The organism is Paraglaciecola sp. G1-13 (genome assembly GCF_055809255.1).
Map to the genome: position 1 here is coordinate 1,766,450 of NZ_CM147903.1, position 21,878 is coordinate 1,788,327.

Consider the following 21,878-nt stretch of genomic DNA (forward strand, 5'->3'; position numbering starts at 1 on the left):
GATTAAGCGTAAGAGGAGTAGTCAATGTTCAAGGGCGTAGAAATACGACGTTTACTGATATTTAGCTTGGTTGTGATCGTGATGGCTATGAGTATGAAAGCTTTAGCACAGACGACGCCGAACGTGCGCCTGGGGGTGTTGAAATACGGCACGGTTAATTGGGAAGTGGATGTAATTAAACACCACAAGCTGGATAAAAAATACGGATTCACGTTAGAGGTATTATCTTTGGGCAGTAAAAATGCTTCAGCAGTGGCTTTGCAAAGTAATGCAGTGGACATCATTCTAACTGATTGGCTATGGGTAAATCGCCAACGCGCTAACGATAAAGACATTACACTTTTCCCCACTTCTATTGCTACCGGGGGCTTGTATGTTCCAAAAGATTCATCTGCTAAGGATGTTCGCGATTTAGCGAATAAAAAAGTCGGTATTGCTGGTGGCGAGGTGGATAAAAACTGGTTGTTACTGCAGGCATATGCAAAAGCTCAATATGGTTTTGATATAAAAAACAAAACCGCGCCGAGTTTTATGTCTCCTGTTCTACTTAACGTCCTTATGCTCAGAGGCGAGCTTGATGCGGGGATCAACTTTTGGCACTACGGTGCACGCTTAAAAGCCAAAGGGTATCGACTATTGGTCACGGTGCCAGAAATATTACACGCCCTTCACATTGAAAACGATGTGCCTCTGCTGGGCTGGGCATTCAAAAAACCTTGGGCTGATCAGCATGCGAAGAGCATCAAAGGTTTCTTGCGAGCATCACTGGCCGCAAAGCAAATTCTTTACTCATCAGATGATGAATGGGCGCGAATTCGCCATTTAACTAAAGCTGAAAATGATGAGGTGTTTACGGGGTTACAAACCGAATATCGAAGGGGCTTGTTGCATCGATTTGGTCCTGAGGAATTAATGGCAACGAAAGACATATTTACTGTGTTGGCGGAGCATGGTGGACACAACTTGGTAGGCAATGCCACATCCCTAGATGAGCATACGTTCTATGCGTTTGACCAGCGTTTATTGACCTGGCACCCTGTGGTTGAAGATGAAAGCGCTCAATGACATTCCTTCTCGTTGCGCAAACCTGCCTGCTATTGTTGCCTGCTTGTCCTCAATGTCATTTTTGAGCCAGGCTACGCGTCGCTGGTTGTTTATCCGTATAGGGACAGTCTTGCTCGTTGGGGCAATCTGGCAAGCGGCCGCGTGGTTTGTGGCCAGCCCTGATTTCCCTAGCTGCACTGGGGTGCTCAGCAGCATTCATTTTCATCTCACCCAAGGAGATATGCTTTTAAATCTATGGGTCACGCTCAAGCGTGTGGCCATCAGTTTTGTTATTTCAATGCTCATTGGTGTCGTCATAGGCGTGCTGATGGGAACGTATTCAAAGCTCAATCGATTGACTGATACGGCGTTGATCATCGCTTTAAATGTACCTGCTTTGGTAACCATTTTGCTGTGTTATATTTGGTTCGGTTTGGTGGAAAGTGCTGCGATTGCCGCGGTGGTGCTAAACAAAATCCCTACGGTTGTGGTGATGATCCGAGAAGGCGCGCGGGTCGTGGATCACGATTTGCTGGCCGTGGCTAAAATCTATCGATTGTCACCCAGGCGTACCTTTTTCAAGGTGTTTTTGCCGCAATTGTATCCCTTTATCATGGCATCCGCTCGCTCTGGGCTGTCATTGATCTGGAAAATTGTCCTCGTTGTAGAGTTACTTGGACGCAGTGACGGAGTAGGCTTTGCGCTAAATACCCAATTTCAGTTCTTTGATATCACTGGTATTTTGGCTTACACATGTGCCTTTATCAGCATCATACTGTGTATTGAAGCCGTTGTTTTTCGTCCACTTGATAGGTTAATCGCTCGGGGAAGTGTGCATGGCTGAACTTACCGTTCGCATCGAAAATAAACAGTACATACAAGGCACGAATGTACTCGATAATATCGAATTTGATTTAGGGGCAGGGGAGTTCGTTGCTATCATTGGCCCTTCGGGCTGCGGTAAAACAACCTTGCTCAATTTAATAAGTGGCCTCGAACCAAGCGAGGCGGGCAATATTGTATTTGATGGCGAGCCTTTGAACGAACAAATGTGTCCTCCAATTGGATACATCTTTCAACAACCCAGATTGATGCCTTGGTTAACGGTTGAGCAAAACTTGAGGTTAGTACAGCCAAACAGCCACCCGGACACTATCGATGAATTACTGTCGAGTGTTGGGCTAGAAGGCAAACAAAACTGCTACCCTCGCACGTTGTCTGGAGGTATGCAGCGCAGAGTCAGTATCGCCCGTGCTTTTCTTATTAACCCCAAGTTGTTGCTACTCGATGAGCCGTTTAATTCACTTGATGCCCCTACGGCAGCTCGTCTGCGTTTGTTGCTTATTAAATTTTGTCAGCGGCAAGGGTGCAGTGTGATTTTTGTGACGCACGATTTGCAAGAGGCAGTGTACTTAGCCGATCGAATTTTATTCTTGAGTCAGTCGCCGAGTCGTATCGTACATCAAGAATCCGTTGCTCTAACGCGTCCGCGAACAGAATCTGGCGCTGCTGAACTTAGCTGGCAAGCCGCTTTATTAGCAAAATACCCGAGCTTGCTTGCAGGCAGTGTTATTTGATGTGCGCTGACTAGCAAAATGATGAAGTCATCAGAATGACGATACGACTTAATAGAGAAGCTAATAGGGAAGTTAATAGCGAAGCTGTGACCGACGTTATTAAAAATAGACCTCGTCTTTGGGTATCAGAAACACGACAAAGCTTGAGTCAAGAATTGCATAACCGGCCCAGTGTCCAAATGGCGACTTGTTCCACTGTTAGCCACATTGCTGTGCGAATTAACCAAGACCAGAGAGAGAAAGAGTTTCAGCAACTATGCACCTTGTGTGCACGTTATAATGCGCCACCTCCAGAGTCGGATGCGTGCTGCTATTATCAGCATTTCACGGGTTTCGAGATCCGCTGGGAACGACACTTAGAATTCTCCAGTTACACCTTTATCAGAAAGGGCGTTAGTGAGGCTTTATTTGACAGTTTTGCTATTGAGTTTGTGCCCCAGCAATGGTTTGACTCACTAGTGGGTGAGCTTGTTAGTGCGGTTAACTTGGTATTGAGTGATGAGCTCTTCAGCGATACATCACTCTTTCAAGCGTTTGAAAACTATCAAGTCTTCGGTAGCACGGTAGCCAGTGGGCGAGCCAACGTGTTCACTTCCTTTCGAGTTCACAGCGATGGTTTTTCCCGGGTTTATATTCAGTCATCGGCATTGAATACCTATCAAGCAGGTCGCTTAGTGCAGCGTTTGCTGGAAATTGAAACATATCAAATGATGGCGCTGTTAAGTTTACCCATTGCTAAAGCGTTGTCTGCTGATGTAGCACAAATAGAGCAGCGCTTAGTGGCAATAAATCAAAGTATGGCGAGCACTAAGGGTGCTGATGATGGAGAAATGCTCAGCGCTTTATCGCATTTAGCCAATCAAACAGAGCAAATACTGGCTGATATTAGCTATCGATTTAGTGCCACGGATGCCTACTACGAACTTGTGTGCTCACGCATTACTCAGCTCAAAGAGCAAGAGCTAAACCACAAAGAACGCTTAAGTGAGTTTGTTACTCGAAGGCTTGGACCTGGTGTTAAAACGTGTCAGGCGTTAACGCGCCGATTAGACGCGTTAACCTGTCGCATCGAACGGGCAAGTGGTTTACTGCGAACACGTGTTGATTTATCGATTGAACAACAGAACCAAAAATTGCTCGCTGCGATCAACCGAAGGGGGGAAGTGCAGTTACGCTTGCAACAAATAGTGGAAGGTGTGTCAATTGTGGCGATTGTGTATTACTCCATGAGTCTGCTGGATTACGTACTAAATGCGCTCGCATCGGTTGATTTAGCGCTGGATAAAACCCTAGTGAAGGGCATTTCTGTTCCTGTACTTCTACTTTCTACTTGGCTAGCGATGCGCTTGCTCTTAAGGGCTATCAAAAAACACACTCACTGACTTATTTATTCGATTTTGCTCGGCCACTACTGACGGTTGTGTTTGCAAAAATGCGTCCCTCCTTAAGTACTAGTTCTTTTTCGTCATACTAAATAACGCGCGATTTCGTTATCTCGTTCAATTCTTTACCCAGTCTGGTGTTTATATGATCCCGTTGAACGATAACAAAAAACGGGAAACACAATCATGAACACATTAACGAAATTTGGCCTCTTGTCAGTGGCGATCGCTTCTTCTTTCAGTGCTGCGGCTAAAATAGACATATACGAAAACGACGGTTTGAGCTTCAGCGCTGACGGCTTGGTCAATGCTTTCTATTCCAATAGTTCAATTGAAACCACCGATGCAGGCGGGGTCGGTACTGACAGAGATCAATCTCGAGTACGTATGGGGTTTTTACCGAATAATGTAGGCTTTAACTTTTCAAATCAGTTATCAGACATGAAGATTGAAATGCGCTCTTCTTTTTGGGTGTCCATAAACGATTCTGATAATAATCGAGACGCCTCTCCCGCTGATTTAGGGACCGGCTCGTTGATTGACGTTCGCCAATTTTATGCAACAGTCAAAGCCGATTGGGGGGAAGTGCTTATCGGTAAAGACTTCGGTCTGTTTAACCGCGCCAATATTTTAAACGATGAATTGCTCTTGGGCTTTGGCCAAACCTCTGACTTTTTTGGTCTAGTCGATGGCGGTAATGTGACATTCGGTAACATTAGTACTGGCTATACGTATCCTTTCCCTAAGGCGCAGATCACTTATAGGTCGCCTGAATTCAATGGTTTCAAAATTGCGGTGGGCCTGATGGACCCTAACAAAGTGTCATCTGATTCTTCTGAAGATTTACCGCGTTTTGAGGCCGAATTAATGTACAACTCCACGTTTGACAGTGGCTCATTTATGGCGTGGTTAAGTGGTGTTAGCCAATCCAGTGAAGTTGATGGAATAGAACAAGATCAATCAGGCGTGGGCTATGGTGCGAAAGTAAAGTTTGCGGGCTTGGCACTGAGTGCGTCGGGGTATAGCACTAAAGGCTTAGGGCATGTTGCAGGGCTAGATCAGTTGGTTGGCCCTGAGGTGATCGAGACTGACGGTATGTTATTTCAAGCGTCTTATACCATGCACGACCATAGATTTGTTGTCACCCACGGCAGAACTGAAGTGGAAAACACTGACAGTGTATTGGATGCCGAACATACCAATACGGGTTTGGCTTATTTCAATACGCTGCGCCCGGGACTCACCGCCGTTTTTGAATACAACCACACTGAAGCAGACGTAACGAATTCTTTGGCAGGGGAGGACAATGACACGGTTTCTGTTGGTGCCGTGGTGACATTTTAAGCTGAATGAAAAGCAACGAACACAGGAGTTAGCATAATGCAAAGCGTAAAATTAATGGTGCTGTATCCACAACCAAAAGACAAAGTACAGTTTGAGGGGGACTATGTTTTGCATTTAGCCATGCTTCATCAGGCATTACACATTCCTAAAACGGACGAGCTACCTTACACAGTGACTAAGTTTACTGCTGTCGGGGATGAAATACCCAAGTACTATCAGATGTTTAGTATGCTGTTTAACTCGATAAATGCATTGCAAAAAACACTGGCAAGCGAAGAAATGCAAAGGGTGGCAAACGATGCTGTTCGTATATCATCTGGGGGAACGCCGAGTATTTTAATTGGAGTTGATGATTAATCGGAAAGTTTTATTACCTGATGCAGTAAAACCCCCGTTTTACTGCATTTTTGTGTTAAAAAACTGTTAATTTCGGGTGGGTTAAGAGCGCTAAATAAGGTAGAATATTTTATTTAAAACATAGTGTTAAGCATCATGTATAAAATTCTAGTTGCTGATGATCACCCTTTATTTCGTGAAGCGATAATCAATACGATCAGTTCTGCGTTTCCTGGCTCTACTACCTACGAAACAGAAGACATTGAATCAACGCTTGAGTTAGTCAAAAGCAATGACGAAATAGACCTGATCTTACTCGATTTGAACATGCCCGGCATGACGGGGCTTAACGGTTTGCTGGATGTTCGCAATGAATGCCCCACCACGCCAGTGGTTATTGTTTCGGCTGAAACTGAAAAGCAAAAGATATTGCAGACCCTTTCCTATGGTGCTGTTGGCTTCATTGCTAAGTCTTCCTCAAAGCAGGTGATTGGCGAGGCTATTCAGAGTGTGTTTGCTGGAAATGTGTATTTACCGCCTAATATTATGCGCAGTCAGGCTGTTGCTAATCAGACCAATGAATGTGAAATTTCTCCCGAAAAAATATCACTCTTGACTCGCCGTGAACTCATTGTGCTAAAACATTTAACCAAAGGTGAGGCCAATAAACAGATTGCTTATAATCTGCATATTTCAGAGACAACCATTAAGTCTCATGTGTCATCTATCCTTAAAAAGTTGGGCGCTACAAACCGTGTGAAAGTGGTGGTGGGTTGCGGCGATATCGACTTTAATCAATATTTAAAACGCTAAGCTTTACGCAACAAATAGAGCATTGATGTTTTCAGTTTCATGGGTTTTACCGGTTTATTAAGCAACAGTATTTTGCTGTTCTTGATTTCGTTTTTGAGTGACTGGCTGTAGTTGGCTGTGATCATAATAGTCGGGAGGGCGCTGCGCCGAGTTTGATTAATATGGTGTGCCACATCTACGCCCAGTTCACCATCGTTTAAGTGGTAATCGACCATTAGAATATCCACCTCATCGTGAGCAATATTTACCTTTTCCTTTAACGCCTCTAAGCTCACCGCGGTAACCGTATGACAGCCCCAGCCGGAGAGTAAATGCGACATTCCTTCGCAAACACTGATGTCGTTATCGACTAACCAAATTCGGCAATGTGAAAAGTCTGTTGGGCTAACGAACGTCTGTACGTTGGCCAAGTGTTTTGGCAGCTCCTGCTTCGCAGATATGGGTACGGTAACGGAAAACACAGAACCTTTGCCCAATTCAGAATTGACGGTGATTTTATGGCCTAATACATGAGCAATTTTATCGACTATGGCCAGCCCTAAGCCTAAGCCATTGCCAAAGGCACTTTGCGATGATTTTAAGCGTTTAAATTCTTTAAAAATTTCGGTGAGTTGATCTTGTGCAATGCCGGAGCCGGTATCCCATATTTCTATTGCCACGTGATCTCCCCTGCGTTTACACCCTAGTAATACCTTACCTTGAGCGGCATATCGAAACGCGTTCGACATAAAATTACGTAGAATGCGTGCAAGTAATACGCTGTCGCTATACACCATGATGTTTGATGGCACATAGCGCAATTCGATATTGTATTGGCCGGTGGCTTGCCGGTATTCATTGGCTAAGTTATCCAGTAGCTCTGAGAGTTTAAATATTCCTTTATCTGCTTTGACTACGCCGGCATCTAGCTTGGAGATGTCTATTAGCGTACTGATCAAATTTTCTAAATCATCTAAGGAATTGGTTAATGAGTTGACCAGCGGTAGGGACTCCGCATTAACGAGCGTTTCGCCTAATGAGCTGGTGAAAAGTTGGGCTGCGTTAAGCGGCTGCAGTAAGTCATGACTGACTGCGGCAAGAAACTTTGTTTTTGAAATGTTGGCAAACTCAGCCTCACGTTTAGCCGTGGTGAGGTTGACCTGGGCAAGCCTGCGCTCTTCTGCCTCAATAATGAGTTCATCATTAAGGCTTTTGAGCTGGGACGTGCGCTCAGCCACACGAATTTCAAGCTGGTCGTGGGCTTTTTGCAAAGCGACAGCGTTGCGTCTACGTTCTGTTACGTCTCTGACTAAAACAAAAAATCCTTGTACATTACCGTCACTACTGCGATTAGGTACGTAGGACTTTAACAAATACCGAGATTCACCAGCGTGATTTTTTTCCGCTATTTCAAAGCTGACACTCTCCCCTTTTAGGGCACGTTCAATATAGGGACGAAGCTGGCGGTAATCAGAATCTACCCGACTATCTTTGATTGACTCACCATCTAAACTGCCTTGGGGCCAACCGTACCAATCCACATAGACTTGGTTGGTAAATTGAAATTTTAAATCGCTGCCAATATACGCGATCATAGCGGGTACGTTATCTGTGATCAGTCGTAGCCAACGTTCGCTTTTCTCCAGAGATTCCGCATAGCGATGTCGCACTGTGATATCCGTATAGGTTTTGATTAATTTACCGTTGAGTAATCTGTGGTCGCGTATTTCTAATACAGTGCCGTTTGAGAGAGTTTGTACATAGTAACCGTCTTTATTTCGAGGTCGTTCGCCAAGTTCCAATTCGGTTAAATTGGTTAAATGCTGAAAGTAAGGCATGGAGCGCAATTGGTTAGGGGAGAGCTGACTCATTTGCACAAACCGGTTATTCCATACCTCAATCTGGTTGGCGTTACTGATCATGACAACCCCTTGGGATAAGTTGTCTATTAGGCCTTGTAGCAACATGGACTTCTGGATCATGCCTTGTTCGTAGCGGGCGGTTTCAGCTACCTTGACTTCTGTGATGTCAGTGTACAACATCACCCAACCACCTTCGCTTGTGCGCCGCTCGTTGAGTTGAAACCAACGTCCATCGGCTAATTGATACACAGGACTGCTTTGTTCGCCACCTGGGCTTGCACGCCTGATCATACCGCTGGATTTTGCTCTATCTTTCAAATCGTTGAAGTTAGCACCTTCTTGAATGGCCAACCCTGTTTTACCCCAGAACGTGGCAAAGTTAGAATTTTGCAGCAGTATCAAGCCGTCACTATCGAGCAGTACAAAGGCTTCAGAGATACTCTCTATGGCATCGATAAAACGCTGTTTAAATATATTCGCATCTTCATTGGCTTGCTTTAGTGCGCGATGACTATGCTCAACCTCGGCCAAGGTTTCATTTAAAATTTGGGTCTTTTCTCTGACTTGTTCGGCTAAATGTACAGAATGTTCAAACGCCGCGTAGGGCGCATATTGATTACCGCCGCCTTGTTCAACTCTAGATATGAGTGCATCGTTAATTTTTTTAAGCTTCGTGTTTTCAGCTCTTAACTGGGCCAACTCCTGCTGCAGGTCTTGCTCACTCATTCGTTACCCCCGGCAATGAAAACGCCGGTGAACGTTTGATTTAAATGCGTGCCATCAATATGTTCTCCATAGGTGTTGAAACCACGTATGTTGTATCGCTGTTGCAATTCCTTAGCTTGCTTGAGTTGCTGGCGCTGCTCTATTTCGAGGCGGCGTAAGAAACAATCGCAAGTCAATACTAATTCAGGCTCTCCATATTGGGAGGTCATACGGCTCAACTCGCTGCTAAGGGATGCGAAAATATCATCCATCACCACAGTGCTCAGCACAATACCTACATCTACAGCGCAGTAGAAGGTTAGGCTCAAATCAGCTTCATTCACTTTTTGAATAGAACGAATATAGTATTGTCCTCCGACTTTAACTGCCAAGGGGTAAAGAGCAAATAACTCTGGGCTAAGCTCACCTACGGTGACATTTAATAATCTTGCATACTCGAGCGCGGCAGGTTCAGCATTTAACTCAAACACAGTACGACTGTCAGCATCCGCTGCGGTGACGACGACTTTACTTGTGGGGTGTTTGATATGATTACAACTGAATACTTCAAAAGCACATGTGGTATTTACCATCAATACGATAGCCGCGTTTTGGTAGAAGGACCCTTGGTAGAACACATGCGTTGTGGCTAAATGTATGTCGTCACCCGCAGAGCCGCCAAAATGAGGTATGCCGCCTGACGCAGAATTAAGAGTCACCAAGAATTGCTCCTCGTCGGCGGATAAACCATCGAGTAACGTCAATAAAAATGAATGATTTTTGATCGTAGTAAGTTTTTTGACATAGCAATTTTCGGTTAGCTTGTTAATGGTTTCCTGAGCATCTATTAACGTGAAGTTCTCCATTGATTCGACGATTTGCGCGCTAATAGCAAAATGAGAAGCACTAAAGCCAATGGCGATAATGGAGTGCTGTTCGTAGCCATTAGGGGTAATTTCACCGGCGGTGGTGCAACCGACTAAATCAACGCCGTCAAAAGCGGACGCCATATTGGATGCTAAGCGCTGTAATGAATACACAGATGAGCAATAGAAAAGTACAAACGTAATATGTGGGGCTGATAGTTGTTGACGTAATTCTTGGGCGGCAATCGCTGGGTCAATGGAGCGGGTGATGGCTGTTATTGTTTTTATATTGGACATTATTTAAAGCCTTTTTTTTTGTTGTGAGCCGAAATCTAGCGTCACGTTGCGACTGCTTTTTGACTGCTCATACTGCTCTTTAACTCATCATATAGTGCAAAATGCGTTTACCAAAGCAGACGAGTAGGGTAAAAGCCTAGCTTTTAGCTTGTGTTGTAATCACACTGATATTGAACATGTTGTGCACCAACTAGGCTGATTTTCTGCTCAGCGTTATTTTACTTCTCGTACTCTTATTGATTTTTTATTGTATTTGTCCACCACACATAGTTGCGGACTCTCAATGGTAACAAGACACTCAAGGCATTGAATACATTCATTATAATCAATGTTACCAGTGGGTTTTATGGCGTCGATCGCACATTTTTTATTGCGACAAAGCTGACAAGGGCTACCACATTCTTTGCGGCGCGTTAGCCACTTAAACAACGGGTAACGTCCTAGTACTGCTAAGCCAGCACCTAATGGGCATAAATAGCGACAGTACACTTTGTGAATCTTTAAACTCAGAGCCAGCAATATCAGAGCATAAAGAACGAAAGGCCAGTAGCGCACGAAATTCAATGTAATTGATGTTTTAAATGGCTCAATTTCGGCTAGCTTTTCTGCCAATGTCAGGGAATAGAATGAACATGCCACTAGCCCGAGAAGCACTAAGTATTTTATCTTTTGGGCAAACTTGTGATGTCTCGGTGAAATTTTTAGTTGGCGAATACGCAGCCTCATTGCCAGCATGCCCATAAATTCTTGCAGTGCGCCAAAAGGGCATAGCCAGCCGCAAAACACCCCCCGACCCCATAAAAATAGGGTTACAAACACAAACACCCATAAGATAAAAATAACCGGGTCGAGCAGGAAAACCGTAATATTAAAGTCGCTTCCTGGGGCCAGGAGTAGGGTGTATATATTCACCACGGAGAGTTGGCCTTGGGCGTAGAAACCGACAAAAAATAATACAAATATTAAACTGGCAAAACGCAGTCGATGTACTTTGGTTTGGCTTTTCGCTAGGGAGTGTTGCGTGACGAACACCCATAAAACGAACAGTAGATAGAGCAGGGTGAGACCAATTTGCACCGGGCGATCTAGCCATATTTTCTGCCATAATGGACGCTGACTGACTTGACTTAAAGCATCAGGTGTTTCTTCAAACAAGTCTGGGTTTGGGGTGATCGTAAAAGGAAATGCATGCTCTTGTTGATTCAAGAAGGACGAATTATAGCTTACTGATAGGTTCAAATTGAATGGTTGGCTTATATCAAACCCAGATTGAGATTTAATGCGGAACACACGCTGATCATCAAACTTTGGTAACTGCATAGCAAAGCTTGGTGGGTAGAAACTGTAAAAATCTATATCTCGAACGTCTACCGGAAACCCACCTTGCTCAGCGTTTAACCGGCTCGAGCTTGTTTGGGGAATAAACTCTTCACTGATAAAGGAGTATTGTCCTTTATTGAATAGCATTAACGCGTGCTCGCCGGGCGACAGCTCTTCTATAAGTCGCTTATATTCTTGGTCGCCCAACAGGTTTCTGCCAATCATAGGGATGTTGACGAACGCCACATAGATATCAATAAAGTCATCGTGGCCATCCGCTAAGCGTTTCACTCTCTGCGCTAACTTGGGCGAAATGTTCATTGCCTCTTTGGTGCTTACCACCCAATGATGGATATACTTCTTTTCGAGCAGTTGTTTAAAGGTCAATGGATGATAGAAATTTTGCTTAATTTGATGAGGATGCGCCGCTAGAAATCCGTCAAGTTTTTGCCTAGCGACTTTAAGCGCCGATGCGATGATGGTGTCATTGATAACAAGAACGGAAATTGTCGCTCGGGTCACGCCATCAAAGTAGGTATTATCAGCTGAGTGTTGTTCACGGCTATTGATGATGAAACGTTCTTTGATTGAGTGCCCGGGGTATTGTGCTATAAAACTGAACATGGCTTCTTCCCCTAGGCCATGCAAAAAAATCGGTTCATTATGATTTAGGACCTTAATACCAGTGATGATACCTTTGGTATCCAAACCGATGAGAAGGTTGATTGTTTGCCCCGAAAAACCAATGAATTGTGTGAAATCGTCAGATTCAAAGGTATAGCCAAGTAACTCGTTCAATTGGTATACAGGCGTAACAGCAACATCCTCAAGGGGGGCCTCGATCCGGGTTGCGCTTGGAAATATTTGTGCGATGTTCGCCGGAACAGCATCGGCGTGACTGACCAATGAAAAAAGGGTCAACAATGTGCCAATAATCAAGGCTAGGTAATTCAGTTGGTAAGATAAACGCATGTTGGATCAGCGAATAAATGTACATACCGCCTGCGGACAGAATCAGGCGGCATGTACTTCTTCAGCTTAGAAGAAACCTAGTGGAGCAGTGTCATAACTCACCAACAAGTTCTTGGTTTGTTGATAATGATCTAACATCATTTTGTGCGTTTCGCGGCCTATGCCAGATTTTTTGTATCCACCAAAAGCTGCGTGAGCAGGGTACAGGTGATAACAATTGGTCCATACGCGACCTGATTCTATTGCCCGCCCCATCTTGTGCGCTAAATTAGCGTCTCGGGTCCAAACGCCTGCACCCAAACCGTAAGCGGTGTCATTAGCGATAGCGACCGCTTCTTCTGGTGTTTTGAACGTAGTGACTGAAATAACAGGCCCAAAAATTTCTTCTTGGAAAACACGCATTGAATTGTCGCCTTTGAGGATAGTAGGCTGAATGTAGTACCCATCATCAATTGCCGGTGCAGATTCTTCAGAGAACCCTCCAGTTAACACTGAAGCGCCTTCTTCACGGCCAATGTCAATGTAACCCATAATTTTATCGAACTGAATTTTCGATACCTGAGCACCTACCATAGTGCTGTCATCAAGAGGATTGCCACGAATGATTTTTTTCGTTTTTTCTAGAACACGCTCCATAAACTCATCGAAGATATCTTCTTGCACTAAGGCACGTGAAGGGCATGTACAGACTTCCCCTTGGTTGAAGAAACCCAAAGCAAAACCTTCAGCGCATTTATCGAGGTAATCATCTTCAAAGTTGGTAATGTCTTTGAAGAAAATATTCGGGGATTTACCACCAAGTTCTACCGTAGAGGGAATGAGATTTTCAGCTGCACATTTTAAAATGTGGCCGCCTACCGCAGTTGAACCAGTAAAAGCAATTTTTGCAATGCGTGTACTTGTTGCTAAAGCTTCACCGGCTTCTTTGCCGAAACCGTTAACGATATTAAGCACGCCCGCAGGTAGGATATCAGCAATCAATTCGGCCAACACAAGGATACTTGCAGGTGTTTGCTCAGCAGGTTTAAGCACGACGCAATTACCTGCAGCGAGTGCTGGCGCTAATTTCCATGCTGCCATTAAAATAGGGAAGTTCCATGGGATAATTTGCCCTACAACGCCCATTGGCTCATGAAAGTGATAGGCAACTGTGTTGTCATCAATTTGCGAGAGTGTACCTTCTTGGGCTCTTATGCAGCCAGCGTAATACCGGAAATGGTCGACGGCTAATGGAATATCTGCGCCCATGGTCTCTCTGATGGGTTTACCATTGTCCCAGGTCTCTGCAACAGCGAGTTTGGTCAGGTTTTCTTCCAAGCGGTCCGCTATTTTTAATAGGATATTTGAGCGCTCTTGCACAGAGGTTTTACCCCATGCGTCTTTTGCGGCATGAGCTGCATCAATCGCCAATTCAATATCTTCTGCACTAGAGCGAGGGATCTCACAAAATTCTTCGCCAGTAACAGGGGTTAGATTATTAAAGTAAACACCTTTAACTGGCGCTACCCATTCACCGCCGATAAAGTTTTCATACTTAGCTTTAAAATTGATTACAGCATCAGCGCTGCCTGGGTTTGCATAGATCATAATGTACCTCGTATCATTGACTGGAAAATTCAGCGTATGTTTGGTTCAAAGGATTTACCCTTAAGGGATGAAGCCAATGTGCTAGTTCGGGTACTAGAATAGGCGGCAAGCGTTGCTCAGCACCATGCTTCCTTTGCACAAAAAAACTCATACTTTAGAAGTAGGATATAGGTCTATAGCGGGATACAGCGGGTTTAGAAGGAAGACTTCGGTTGTTAATAGCTAAGTAGTAGGGATAAAAAAGCCCTCAGTGTGAAGAGGGCCGGTTTCTATGAACTAATGATGGTATAGCGCTTTAAGCGAAAGCTTGCTCAAGGGATTGGTTACCATTAAACAACTCGTACGTGCTGTTGTTTACATTTTGGTTGCCTAGCACGAATACCAACGCTTCGGCGACGTCTTCTCGGGTGATGATCATCTTTTCTTTACTGTCGGGTTTAGCCGTTTGGAAACCGCCTTTGGCATCTTCATCTTTTAAACTACCCGGACGTAAAACAGTGTAATTGAGACCGCTATTTATTAAATGCTCGTCGGCCATGTGCTTAGCGACTAAATAGGGCTTCATCTCATCTGAGCCTTGCGCTGGGTCATCGGCGCCGATAGAGCTGATCATAACGAATTGAGACACATTTGCTGCTTTTGCATAATCTACCGCCTTGCACGCAGACCATAAATCGATAAGCATGGTTTTATCTGCGCCGGTACTACCGCCAGAACCCGCTGCGAATATGACTCTATCGCAACCTTTAAATGCATGACTAAAATCTTGTTCTAAATCACCTTCCACTACTTCTAAGTTCTCGCTCTTGATATCGCTTAATTTAGACTTGTCTCTTACTAGCCCAACAACCGTTGTGCCATCGTCAAGTAGCTTCTGTGTGGTCATTTTGCCGATCTGTCCGCTTGCACCTATTATTAACGTCTTGCTCATTTTATTTCTCCTAAAGTCTAGTATTCCTCGCGTAAATAAACCGCTTATGATGGCGGTGTTGTTTTAATAAGGCTGAGCATATCTTTGCTCATGGCCTAATAACACTGGGGTCTTATTTATTGATTTCAATGAATAAGAGGTTATTAGCATTCGTACGACGATCTATGCGATAAAGACCATAGGGAGGGAATAAGAAAAACAATTCGCACGCAAAATGTACATGTTGTACGTAAGTTCAGCGAATGATAGCCAATAAAAGCAATTAAATGTGAAATGACGCGTGGAGTGCTTGTTTTTTAAAACGCAGCCCCAAGGTCTATTACTAGCAACAAGAAGACGTACAGTAAGAAATACAGTACAACAAAGAAGTAACGTTAATCCAAAAGGAAAACCTATGAAAATAAATCTTTCAGGTCACCATGTAGAATTAAGCGATACCGTAAAAGAACATGTAAACGAAAAATTTTCTAAGCTAGCCAGCCATTTTCCAACTTTAATCGCCCTTGATATCATTATTTCCAAAGAGCATGGCGAGTTCGATGTAGAAATCAGCACCCAATATGAGGGCTCACGTATTTCGGCCTCAGCAGAGAATCCGGTTATGTATCCTGCTATTTCTAAGGCAGCCAAAAAGCTAGATGCTGCGCTTAAGCACCGCAAAGGTCAGTTGAAAGGGGATTTACACAAAAAACCTGAGTGCACCACCCCTGATATCGCCCATGAAATTATTCAAGAGATGGATTTGCGTTAAAATACATCATCTTTCTTCTTAGATTACCTAGCCGCTCTTTGAAGCGGCTTTTTTGTGGAAAACGCTAAGGGGGCAGGGGGGAAGAGAAAATACCACCCTAGACAGCTAACATAACCTTTATTACTATGCGCGGCTGCAAAGTCGCTCTTTGCAGAATACGCCGCACGCCACCATAGCCTAATTATATAATGTGAGAACACAGTGTTGATCAGCGAACTTCAATTTCAATTTAGTGACGCCCAAGTGGCCAACCGATTTCTTAATGAGTTGACGCATTGGACGTCATCATCGGGCAATGTGGCTGTTAAAGCCAAACTGTCCAAAGGTTCTGATACCGTGAGTGTTAAATACCAATTCGACGGTAAAGGGTTTGATTACACCTGCTCTGAACTTGACGATTTGGCCAATCAGTATGGCGGGGAAGAGGTTTAAAAAGCGGCTTTAAAGTGAGTGTGCGAAGCGAGAAGCCATAAAAGAAAAGATTAAACGCCCAAGCATAAAGCACATGGGCGTTATTCAATGAAAACGTGTAATAGTCGTTATGAGACTGACACACTGGGATGAAACGTCGTGACAACTTCAGCGATTTGTTCGCGAAGCCACATATGTGCGTGATCATGATCCGCACTTACATGCCAATACAAAAAGTATTCTACTGGAGCCAATTCGAAAGGTAATTCGTATATTGAGCAATCATAATGCTTAGCAAGATGATATGGCACACATGCGATTAAATCGGTCTTTACAATCACCGCAGGCACGGTCAAAAAGTGTTGGCCACGCATCACCACACGCCGTTTTAAATTGAGTTTGTCCAGCGCAACATCAATTGGACCCGCACCCGTGCGGCGCTGAGAAATATTGATGTGTCCAAGCTGTAAGAAAGTGTCTAAATTTAACCCTTGGCTTAGTGCTGGGTGATTGCGCCGCGCGATGACAACAAACCTATCTTCTGCAATTTTCTGTTTACACAAATGTGGATCAACAAATGCCGAGGAGGCATCCGCGTAAAAATCTAAACTACCACTTGCCATCGCAGACACAATATTGCTGCGCGAAATATCGTAATTGGTGAGCGTTATGTTTGGCGCTACGTTCTGCAGCTGAGCGGTAAGCCTCGGCATAATACTCGCTTCGAGTAAGTCCCTGGCAGCGAAGTTGTAGCTTATTTCTGCTGTAGCGGGATCGAATGTATGACTTTCCTGCACACTTTTACGCAATAAGCCCAGCGCTTCGCGAGCGGGACCGATGATATTCTGCGCCGCTGGAGTCGGCGTCATGCTGTGGCCTGTGCGCACGAACAGCGGGTCGTTCAACATTTCTCGTAAGCGTGCGAGTGAGTTACTGACCGCTGGTTGTGTGATACACAATACGTCTGCCGCTTTGGTCAAACTACCCGCGGTATATATCGCATCGAATACGGCAAAAAGATTAAGATCTATTCTATTTAAATTCATAGTATTTTCACTTTACGCTCTAATTAGGCTTAGGGTAGCCTAAATAATCCATCATTTGAGGTAATGTTGGATTATACAGAACATTCATTAAATTAATAGAATGAGAATGACGCTTGGATGTAAGAAATTGTAATAAAGTGCTTTAATTCAAGCATATAGCTGAAAATAGAGGGCTTTTGTTACTGACTGGTATAAAAAAGCCACCCAAGTAGGTGGCTTTTATTGGAGGGGACAAATTTAGTAGTTTGCATTACCCGGTGTACGTGGGAAAGCAATTACGTCTCGAACGTTTTGCATGCCAGTGACATAAGCAACTAACCGTTCGAAACCGAGACCAAAACCTGAGTGGGGCACTGTGCCATAGCGACGTAGGTCACGGTACCAACTGTAATCTTCTTGATCTAATCCCATTTCAGCTAAGCGACGGTCGAATACGTCAAGGCGTTCTTCACGTTGTGAACCACCAATGATCTCACCGATCCCAGGGGCGAGTACATCCATGGCGGCAACAGTTTTATTGTCGTCGTTAATACGCATGTAAAACGCTTTTATGTCTTTTGGATAGTTCTGCATGATAATTGGCGCGCCTACATGCTCTTCTGCCAAATAGCGCTCGTGCTCTGACGACAAGTCAACGCCCCAGGAAACTGGGAACTCGAACTTCTTGCCACAATTTTGCAAAATCTCAATGGCGTCGGTGTAGTCCATGCGCACGAAGTCTTGCTCTATGACTTTTTCTAACCGCGTTATCGCATCCTTGTTGATCCGCTGTGCGAAGAAGGCCATGTCATCAGCGCGTTCAGCCAGTACTGCTTTAAACACGTATTTAAGCAAATCTTCAGACAATTGAGCGATATCGCTCAGATCGGCAAACGCCACTTCAGGCTCAATCATCCAAAATTCAGCTAAGTGACGGCTGGTGTTTGAATTTTCTGCACGAAACGTTGGACCAAACGTATAGATTTTTGACATCGCTGTCGCGTATGTCTCACCGTTTAATTGCCCTGATACCGTTAGGAAGGTTTCTTTCCCAAAAAAGTCTTGGCTGAAATCAACTTGACCTTGTTCGGTTGTTGGCACATTCATCATGTCTAGAGTAGACACGCGAAACATTTCGCCTGCGCCTTCGGTATCGCTGGCGGTTAAGATAGGTGTGCTCACCCAGCAATAGCCGTTTTCATGGAAAAAGCGATGAATTGCTTGAGACAAACAGTTTCTTACACGGGTCACTGCGCCAATCACGTTTGTTCTTGGGCGCAAATGAGCGTGCTCGCGAAGGTATTCTAAACTATGGCGCTTCGGGGCCATAGGGTAGGTATCTGGGTTTTCTACCCAGCCAACGATTTCAATCTCATCGGCTTCTATTTCAAGCGATTGGCCTTGGCCTTGCGATTCCTTAAGCACGCCAGTGGCGATGATGGAGCAGCTAGTGGTTAACCGTTGAATGTCGGCATAATTATTCAGGGTATTCAGGGCGATGACCTGAATAGGGTCAAAGCAACTTCCGTCATGCAAAGCAACGAAGGATAAACCAGCTTTCGAGTCACGGCGGGTTCTCACCCAACCTTTTACGGTGACCTGCTGACCTACTGAATATTTACCGGCAAAAATATCTGCCACTGGGGCTTGCGCCATGTTTTCTCTCCAAACCACTTTGGGTATTTAGTAAAATTTAGCAATGCTAAATTATGTCATTCTTTTAGGGGGAAGTGCCATGATAACGCTGTATATTCGGTTAAAATAGCTAATCTTCGGTACATAACGATCCAATTTGTGTGAAATATAGGCGCTGATGGCTATTATTTTACGTCCGTTTGTTGGCTAATTTCACAAGGTGTGTAATCTTACTCAGGTGGCGCTTAGACTCAAGAAAAATCGGATACGAGCAGACAATGGAAATAGACAAGCAAAGTTGGCAAGGCGAAAACCGTCGTAAAACACGGGTAGAGAACGATAAATTATTTCAAACCATGGTTGGGGTGAATGTTGTGGGCTGGGTGGTCTTCCTGGCTGCCTTAATCGTGTTTCATTATGCCCGCCCGGAATTCGTGACAGGTGTGCAAGATTTTTGGGGGGTGACTGGCCGCGAACAATGGTCGTCTTCTTTAAGTACCTATTTAGTCGCTTTGCTATTTGCCTGCGTAGCGTTGAGTTTGACGGTTTTACTAATGAAGCGTAAGCGAACTAGAAGAAAGAACGACAATTTCGGTATCAATGGATTGGTATTGTTGTTGGTCGCGTCTTTAAGCCTTGCGGCGTTATTTTTCGAATTTAATTAATGCGTAGTGCCCATTTATGTATTGGGCGAGTTTTATTTACCGTAAAATTGATACGCCTCATTTTACGCTCAATATTCCCTCAAAATCAGTTTGATAGCCCTCACTTTGATGGCTATATTGTAGTGGTCTTGCATACGAAAGTGCATTAGGGACAAGTCACACAAAAAGGAATTTTTAGAGGAACTAATAATGTCTAATAATAAAACACTTGTATCACTTCTATTTGCCGTCGCTGTTCTTGCCATCGTTATAACTGCTTTTTTGCCTTTGGCGAATATCCCACAACAGACCTCTGGTGCCTTATTTTTTATGGCCGCAATCTTATTGTTTAAAGTTGCTGGTGCTATTTCAGCGGGTATCTTGGTGATGCTCTTTGTCAGTGATAGACCGTGGCGCAAGCTGCGTCATATTGACGACATCAACTTTGCCCAAGGCAATCAACAAAATGAGGGAAAACGACAGCCGTTTAATCATGCCTATAACGGCCATTCGCCAAAATAACGCGCTGCTCCATAGATCATTCGTAAAAGCGCGTTAGCAGATTGGCGGCGATAAAAAGGCGCTAAAACATTAGCGCCAAAATCGGGATGGTGATAGAAGGTTTTCGGCTCACCGATATCTGCGTATCGTTATGAGCATTCACGTTACTCCTGAGCAAATAAGTCAGTACTGAAATAACGCTCTGCGGTATCCGCTAAGATAGTCACTATATTTTTGCCCGTAAGCTCTGCTCGCTGAGCGACTTGAACAGCCGCGTATGCCGCTGCGCCGGATGAAATACCCACTGGCAAACTCTCTACGCGAGCAAGTTCCCTAGCATACGCAATAGCGTCTTCGTTACTCACGGTCATGATTTCATCTAACAAACTGACATCTAATACGTCAGGCACGTGCCCTGAACTTAGTCCTTGAATTTTGTGCACACCGCCACGACCCTCACTCAACACAGGGCAAGATGCCGGCTCTACCGCAATGATTTTTATCTTAGGGTTACGAATTTTAAGTGCTTTGGCTATTCCAGTGATGGTGCCGCCTGTGCCGACGCCAGCGATCAGCACGTCAACTTCTCCATTGGTGTCGCGCCAAATCTCCTGTGCGGTACTGTTAAAATGCATATCTGGATTCGCTTGGTTGCCAAACTGATCAAGCATCACAGCGCTTCGCGTTTCTGCTACCAAGGCTTTTGCCTTATCGATAGCCCCCTTAGTGCCTAAGTCTTTTGGTGTGGTGATCACTTTTGCGCCATAGTGCTTAATCAGTTTTTGACGTTCAATCGACATATGCTCAGGGATCACTATGGTCAAAGGAATGCCTTTCATGGCACATATCCATGCGCAGGCAACGCCGTTATTGCCTGAGGTTGCTTCAATGATCTGAGTATTTTCATCAAATGAATCTGAAAGCATGAGTGCATTGATCATGGCCAGTGCAGGGCGGTCTTTGATTGAACCTGCAGGATTAAAGTATTCCACTTTAGCGAGTATTTCACCAAGCGTATTGTACTTCTTGCCCAAACGACTCAAGCGTACCAGAGGCGTGTTGCCAATGGTTTGAGTGATATCTTCATAAATACGCCCTCTGGTGAAGGTCGCTGAAGGGCTTTTAGGGTCAGCTGGTAGATTGTGGTTGTCATCATGCGTATTGTTTACAGCAATTGATAGGGCTTCGGTCGACATGCTTGGTATTCCATTGATTGAAGAAAAATCTACTAAATACTATGCCATGAGCGCGAAGGAATAAATTTCTAACAATTGCGTTTGTTTGACTATTTTTGTAAATTAATTCCTATAATTTTGGTAATTGTGGAAATAATTTTTATGGATAGGCTAGATAAAGAAATTTTAAGGCTATTGCAAGATGATGCCACGCTATCTGTTAACGATATTGCTGAGCGCATCGGTTTGAGTACAACGCCTTGTTGGCGGCGTATTCAAAACCTAGAAAAACAGGGGGTGATTAAGAAACGTGTGGCCTTATTAGATGCAGACAAATTAAACCTAGGAATGACCGTCTTTGTGCAAGTCAAAGCCGGGCAACATGATATTAATTGGTTGAGCCGATTTGCTGATTACGCCGCCGGAATAGAAGAAATTGTTGAATTTTACCGTATGAGTGGCGAGTACGACTATATGCTAAAAGTGGTGGTCGCCGATATGAAGGCCTTCGACGTCTTTTATAAAAAACTGGTAGGGGGCGTTGAGTTGTCGGATGTCACATCCAGTTTTGCCATGGAACAAATTAAGTACACCACGGCTCTAGCAATTCAATAGTATTTAAAACCTTACGAAAAATAGTGTAATGTTGCTGACGAGTACCTCCAAAGCGTGATAATTTATTCAAATACTTACTCCTTAAGAGTAAATATTTATTTGAGGC

The 21,878-nt window shown here is 44.3% G+C and carries 20 protein-coding genes; 12 read left to right on the plus strand and 8 right to left on the minus strand.

Going from position 1 to position 21,878, the window contains the following annotated elements:
- Nucleotides 1-24: 24 nt before the first annotated feature.
- The 7 genes from AC0L6N_RS07390 (at nucleotide 25) to AC0L6N_RS07420 (ending at nucleotide 6,496) form a co-directional block, all read left to right on the plus strand.
- Nucleotides 25-1,065: an ABC transporter substrate-binding protein gene (locus tag AC0L6N_RS07390; RefSeq protein ID WP_473480187.1), complete on the plus strand. Its 1,041-nt coding sequence runs from the start codon at nucleotides 25-27 to the stop codon at nucleotides 1,063-1,065.
- Nucleotides 1,066-1,117: 52 nt separating this feature from the next.
- Nucleotides 1,118-1,888 carry an ABC transporter permease gene (locus tag AC0L6N_RS07395; protein ID WP_011574683.1) on the plus strand — a complete coding sequence of 257 codons (771 nt, stop codon included), beginning with the start codon at nucleotides 1,118-1,120 and terminating at the stop codon, nucleotides 1,886-1,888.
- Nucleotides 1,881-2,621 (plus strand): ABC transporter ATP-binding protein, encoded by a 741-nt coding sequence (locus tag AC0L6N_RS07400; protein WP_473480188.1) that lies wholly within the window; start codon nucleotides 1,881-1,883, stop codon nucleotides 2,619-2,621. Before AC0L6N_RS07395 ends, AC0L6N_RS07400 begins: the two co-directional genes overlap by 8 nt.
- A 35-nt stretch (nucleotides 2,622-2,656) precedes the next feature.
- The gene (locus tag AC0L6N_RS07405; protein WP_473480189.1) at nucleotides 2,657-4,003 is read left to right on the plus strand and encodes a DUF3422 family protein; all 1,347 of its coding nucleotides are present in this window, start codon (nucleotides 2,657-2,659) and stop codon (nucleotides 4,001-4,003) included.
- A gap of 186 nt (nucleotides 4,004-4,189) precedes the next feature.
- Complete coding sequence (locus tag AC0L6N_RS07410; protein ID WP_473480191.1) at nucleotides 4,190-5,347, plus strand: porin; 1,158 nt, start codon at nucleotides 4,190-4,192, stop codon at nucleotides 5,345-5,347.
- A 36-nt stretch (nucleotides 5,348-5,383) separates the two neighbouring features.
- On the plus strand, nucleotides 5,384-5,704 hold the full coding sequence (locus AC0L6N_RS07415) for an EthD family reductase (RefSeq protein WP_473480193.1): 321 nt from the start codon (nucleotides 5,384-5,386) through the stop codon (nucleotides 5,702-5,704).
- A 135-nt stretch (nucleotides 5,705-5,839) separates the two neighbouring features.
- Complete coding sequence (locus AC0L6N_RS07420) at nucleotides 5,840-6,496, plus strand: response regulator (RefSeq protein ID WP_011574688.1); 657 nt, start codon at nucleotides 5,840-5,842, stop codon at nucleotides 6,494-6,496.
- Here the strand turns inward: AC0L6N_RS07420 and AC0L6N_RS07425 are convergent.
- The 5 genes from AC0L6N_RS07425 to AC0L6N_RS07445 all read right to left on the minus strand — a co-directional run bounded on the left by AC0L6N_RS07425 (nucleotide 6,493) and on the right by AC0L6N_RS07445 (nucleotide 15,015).
- A complete protein-coding gene (locus tag AC0L6N_RS07425; RefSeq protein WP_473480195.1) occupies nucleotides 6,493-9,063 on the minus strand; it encodes a hybrid sensor histidine kinase/response regulator in 2,571 nt (856 codons plus the stop codon). The two genes, AC0L6N_RS07420 and AC0L6N_RS07425, sit on opposite strands and share 4 nt — an antisense overlap.
- Nucleotides 9,060-10,205 (minus strand): nitric oxide-sensing protein NosP, encoded by a 1,146-nt coding sequence (gene nosP / locus AC0L6N_RS07430; protein WP_473480196.1) that lies wholly within the window; start codon nucleotides 10,203-10,205, stop codon nucleotides 9,060-9,062. The genes AC0L6N_RS07425 and nosP overlap by 4 nt, the downstream gene beginning before the upstream one ends.
- A 213-nt stretch (nucleotides 10,206-10,418) precedes the next feature.
- Complete coding sequence (locus AC0L6N_RS07435; protein ID WP_473480198.1) at nucleotides 10,419-12,497, minus strand: 4Fe-4S binding protein; 2,079 nt, start codon at nucleotides 12,495-12,497, stop codon at nucleotides 10,419-10,421.
- 66 nt (nucleotides 12,498-12,563) lie between these two features.
- Nucleotides 12,564-14,084 (minus strand): acetaldehyde dehydrogenase ExaC, encoded by a 1,521-nt coding sequence (gene exaC, locus AC0L6N_RS07440; protein WP_473480199.1) that lies wholly within the window; start codon nucleotides 14,082-14,084, stop codon nucleotides 12,564-12,566.
- Nucleotides 14,085-14,379: 295 nt separating this feature from the next.
- Nucleotides 14,380-15,015 (minus strand): SDR family oxidoreductase, encoded by a 636-nt coding sequence (locus tag AC0L6N_RS07445; protein WP_473480201.1) that lies wholly within the window; start codon nucleotides 15,013-15,015, stop codon nucleotides 14,380-14,382.
- 394 nt (nucleotides 15,016-15,409) lie between these two features.
- Here AC0L6N_RS07445 and hpf point away from each other — a divergent pair, with 394 nt between their 5' ends.
- A complete protein-coding gene (hpf, locus tag AC0L6N_RS07450; protein ID WP_006993757.1) occupies nucleotides 15,410-15,766 on the plus strand; it encodes a ribosome hibernation-promoting factor, HPF/YfiA family in 357 nt (118 codons plus the stop codon).
- 201 nt (nucleotides 15,767-15,967) lie between these two features.
- Nucleotides 15,968-16,198, plus strand: coding sequence for a hypothetical protein (locus tag AC0L6N_RS07455; protein WP_011574694.1), 231 nt, complete (start codon nucleotides 15,968-15,970; stop codon nucleotides 16,196-16,198).
- Nucleotides 16,199-16,305: 107 nt separating this feature from the next.
- Here AC0L6N_RS07455 and AC0L6N_RS07460 read toward each other — a convergent pair whose 3' ends face one another.
- Together AC0L6N_RS07460 and asnS are read right to left on the minus strand one after the other, a co-directional pair.
- On the minus strand, nucleotides 16,306-17,223 hold the full coding sequence (locus AC0L6N_RS07460) for a LysR family transcriptional regulator (RefSeq protein WP_011574695.1): 918 nt from the start codon (nucleotides 17,221-17,223) through the stop codon (nucleotides 16,306-16,308).
- Nucleotides 17,224-17,460: 237 nt separating this feature from the next.
- Complete coding sequence (gene asnS, locus AC0L6N_RS07465; protein WP_011574696.1) at nucleotides 17,461-18,858, minus strand: asparagine--tRNA ligase; 1,398 nt, start codon at nucleotides 18,856-18,858, stop codon at nucleotides 17,461-17,463.
- A gap of 257 nt (nucleotides 18,859-19,115) precedes the next feature.
- Here asnS and AC0L6N_RS07470 point away from each other — a divergent pair, with 257 nt between their 5' ends.
- Nucleotides 19,116-19,502, plus strand: a complete 387-nt coding sequence (locus AC0L6N_RS07470) for a hypothetical protein (protein WP_011574697.1) — start codon at nucleotides 19,116-19,118, stop codon at nucleotides 19,500-19,502.
- 189 nt (nucleotides 19,503-19,691) lie between these two features.
- Nucleotides 19,692-20,003, plus strand: a complete 312-nt coding sequence (locus tag AC0L6N_RS07475; protein WP_011574698.1) for a hypothetical protein — start codon at nucleotides 19,692-19,694, stop codon at nucleotides 20,001-20,003.
- 143 nt (nucleotides 20,004-20,146) lie between these two features.
- Here the strand turns inward: AC0L6N_RS07475 and cysK are convergent, their stop codons facing one another.
- Nucleotides 20,147-21,178, minus strand: a complete 1,032-nt coding sequence (gene cysK / locus AC0L6N_RS07480; protein ID WP_473480204.1) for a cysteine synthase A — start codon at nucleotides 21,176-21,178, stop codon at nucleotides 20,147-20,149.
- A 141-nt stretch (nucleotides 21,179-21,319) separates the two neighbouring features.
- On the opposite strand from cysK, the gene AC0L6N_RS07485 reads away from it, so the two are divergent.
- Nucleotides 21,320-21,772: an Lrp/AsnC family transcriptional regulator gene (locus tag AC0L6N_RS07485; RefSeq protein WP_473480206.1), complete on the plus strand. Its 453-nt coding sequence runs from the start codon at nucleotides 21,320-21,322 to the stop codon at nucleotides 21,770-21,772.
- The last annotated feature ends 106 nt before the right edge of the window (nucleotides 21,773-21,878 follow it).

Coding starts and splice junctions, on each gene's coding strand:
- AC0L6N_RS07390 (WP_473480187.1), top strand. CDS start 25: ATGTTCAAGGGCGTAGAAATACGACGTTTACTGATATTTAGCTTGGTT.
- AC0L6N_RS07395 (WP_011574683.1), top strand. CDS start 1,118: ATGTCATTTTTGAGCCAGGCTACGCGTCGCTGGTTGTTTATCCGTATA.
- AC0L6N_RS07400 (WP_473480188.1), top strand. CDS start 1,881: ATGGCTGAACTTACCGTTCGCATCGAAAATAAACAGTACATACAAGGC.
- AC0L6N_RS07405 (WP_473480189.1), top strand. CDS start 2,657: ATGACGATACGACTTAATAGAGAAGCTAATAGGGAAGTTAATAGCGAA.
- AC0L6N_RS07410 (WP_473480191.1), top strand. CDS start 4,190: ATGAACACATTAACGAAATTTGGCCTCTTGTCAGTGGCGATCGCTTCT.
- AC0L6N_RS07415 (WP_473480193.1), top strand. CDS start 5,384: ATGCAAAGCGTAAAATTAATGGTGCTGTATCCACAACCAAAAGACAAA.
- AC0L6N_RS07420 (WP_011574688.1), top strand. CDS start 5,840: ATGTATAAAATTCTAGTTGCTGATGATCACCCTTTATTTCGTGAAGCG.
- AC0L6N_RS07425 (WP_473480195.1), bottom strand. CDS start 9,063: ATGAGTGAGCAAGACCTGCAGCAGGAGTTGGCCCAGTTAAGAGCTGAA.
- nosP (WP_473480196.1), bottom strand. CDS start 10,205: ATGTCCAATATAAAAACAATAACAGCCATCACCCGCTCCATTGACCCA.
- AC0L6N_RS07435 (WP_473480198.1), bottom strand. CDS start 12,497: ATGCGTTTATCTTACCAACTGAATTACCTAGCCTTGATTATTGGCACA.
- exaC (WP_473480199.1), bottom strand. CDS start 14,084: ATGATCTATGCAAACCCAGGCAGCGCTGATGCTGTAATCAATTTTAAA.
- AC0L6N_RS07445 (WP_473480201.1), bottom strand. CDS start 15,015: ATGAGCAAGACGTTAATAATAGGTGCAAGCGGACAGATCGGCAAAATG.
- hpf (WP_006993757.1), top strand. CDS start 15,410: ATGAAAATAAATCTTTCAGGTCACCATGTAGAATTAAGCGATACCGTA.
- AC0L6N_RS07460 (WP_011574695.1), bottom strand. CDS start 17,223: ATGAATTTAAATAGAATAGATCTTAATCTTTTTGCCGTATTCGATGCG.
- asnS (WP_011574696.1), bottom strand. CDS start 18,858: ATGGCGCAAGCCCCAGTGGCAGATATTTTTGCCGGTAAATATTCAGTA.
- AC0L6N_RS07470 (WP_011574697.1), top strand. CDS start 19,116: ATGGAAATAGACAAGCAAAGTTGGCAAGGCGAAAACCGTCGTAAAACA.
- AC0L6N_RS07475 (WP_011574698.1), top strand. CDS start 19,692: ATGTCTAATAATAAAACACTTGTATCACTTCTATTTGCCGTCGCTGTT.
- cysK (WP_473480204.1), bottom strand. CDS start 21,178: ATGTCGACCGAAGCCCTATCAATTGCTGTAAACAATACGCATGATGAC.
- AC0L6N_RS07485 (WP_473480206.1), top strand. CDS start 21,320: ATGGATAGGCTAGATAAAGAAATTTTAAGGCTATTGCAAGATGATGCC.